Source organism: Candidatus Enterococcus wittei (assembly GCF_002140175.1).
In the GTDB taxonomy this organism is placed as follows: domain Bacteria; phylum Bacillota; class Bacilli; order Lactobacillales; family Enterococcaceae; genus Enterococcus_B; species Enterococcus_B wittei.
On record NZ_NGMO01000001.1, the window covers coordinates 642304 to 644283 of the forward strand.

Annotated in this window: 2 protein-coding genes; both read right to left on the minus strand. The window is 33.6% G+C overall.

All coding sequences use genetic code 11. The annotated features are described in order from the left end of the window. Positions 1-83: 83 nt before the first annotated feature. Positions 84-476, minus strand: coding sequence for a hypothetical protein (locus tag A5844_RS02430; RefSeq protein WP_086283588.1), 393 nt, complete (start codon positions 474-476; stop codon positions 84-86). A 398-nt stretch (positions 477-874) separates the two neighbouring features. Further along, the gene (locus A5844_RS02435; protein WP_086283590.1) at positions 875-1144 is read right to left on the minus strand and encodes a hypothetical protein; all 270 of its coding nucleotides are present in this window, start codon (positions 1142-1144) and stop codon (positions 875-877) included. Positions 1145-1980 lie beyond the last annotated feature (836 nt).

Sequence of the window (1980 nt, forward strand, 5' to 3'; positions counted from 1 at the left end):
TACATGAGGGAGAGTAAGTAATTGTTAGATAAGATATTTAGATCCAGTTAGAATGCATAAAAAGCATCTTTTGTCTTATACTATCACTTTCTGAAACGACCGATGACATCGCCATGTTCATTGATCGTAATGGATTCCATTCTTTTTATTTGATGGATTAGACGGCTTTTTGCTTTTTCATTCCATCCATTCCTCACTAACCACTGCTCAAAATTTTCATGGGATAAACAAATAATATTATGCCGTTGCATGTACTGAATTAAAACTAAACATTCTTTCATTGCTTCTTTTCGAATCACTTCCCCACTTTCCATTAGCAACAATACGCTACTCGTCTGTAATTGTCGAAATAAATTGATTTGTCGTCCCTTTGTCCAATAACTATTGGTTTCAAACCAACAAAAAAGACTTTTACGTTTGACCACTCTACGTTTAGAATGACGCATATATTCAAGCAAAATTTGGATCTCCCTCATGAACATCCCTCCTTTTACACAAATGTAATGAATAACCTAGTCCAACACTTTTCGGTTAAGTGGGAACCTGACCATTTTAGGTGGATGGACAACCTACATACTTCTATCATTTCGAGAAAATCAAAGTATTCCCTTTCAGAACAAGTAGTTGGCTTTTTAAGCGTTCAACTACGCTACTTTTCTCGTCATTCCTTAAATATATAATCTTCTGATAAGGTGACCAACTTTATCAGTCTGTCATTTAATCTTGTATCTGTCTCACCAGACAGAAAACAGTGAAACATTTCTTGTTTAACTATCACTTTAGTTAAACAGCCGATACTATCCAATTTTCAAGGAACAGGTAAGCCCGTCATATTTACTTCGACTATATTTTCTGGATACTGATTTTTAAGGATTCACCAGTCTTTGACTTTTAAAGGGGGTTCCACAAGTTTAAGTGAGTTTTCTAAATGTTTTTTCTTGGCTATGATAATCCCGCCACTTTCAACTACTGTTTTAATCTTAGAGTAAATCAACTCTATTTCCACGACCTTCAACTCTTTTTGATGGATGAATCGACCATTTCCTAAGTTTGCCCAAATACTGCCATCAGTTAGACGTACTGTTATCGCCCGTTGTCGGATCAGCTCTGGGGAGCACGTTTTTGTTATTCTATTTTTTTGCATTGATTTTCACTCCTCATAAATTTTCTGGAAGGGTTACGAAAGCAAGCAAAAAGGAGGAATTCCACATGATGTGAAATTCCTCCTTAAACACTGTAGCACGCAACAACGTCTAATCAACAACTAAATTAAATGCAGTTTATGAGTTCTTATCAAAATAAGGACATGAAAAAGCGATTCTCATTAGTCTAAGACAGAATTCATGATTTTTATTTTCAATATCTTTCTATAATCGTCCTATAAAAAAAGATTTTTGGAAATTTATTTAAAACCGATGAATTCAACTTAGATATTTGTTATAATTAGCGAAGTTGTAGATAGTCTACAGCATATTAAGGAGCATTCCATGCAACATCTGGCCCTGTCTCTTATACACATCTAGATGTGTATAAGAGACAGTTATTAGCCAATAAAGTCGTAGGTAGGCTACAAAAAAGGTTAGAGTAGCAGGTTCTTCCATATTGTTGAAAGGTAAATGAATTAGAAATACTCCTTCTTAGTTGTCATAATATTTATATGGTTTACTTTAGGATTTTATTTACAAAAAAACAACCAAAGAACTCTTAAAATAGTAAAAACTATCGATTCTATAATATCTAGTGTTGGTGGAAAACAATTTTGTTTTCTACTAACACTCTTTTTTGTAAAAAAAGATAGAAAAAGAGATATCCAAATTGATAGAATTAAGTCGTCTAAAACAAACTCATCAAGAAAGGATATCTCCATGGACTATCATACTAAAAAATTACCCGGTTTAACAGATGAAACTATCATTTTCCCTACAAATTGGCTTTCTGAAAAGAAAGAAGGAGGCATTACCTCCTACGTGATTCATGGAC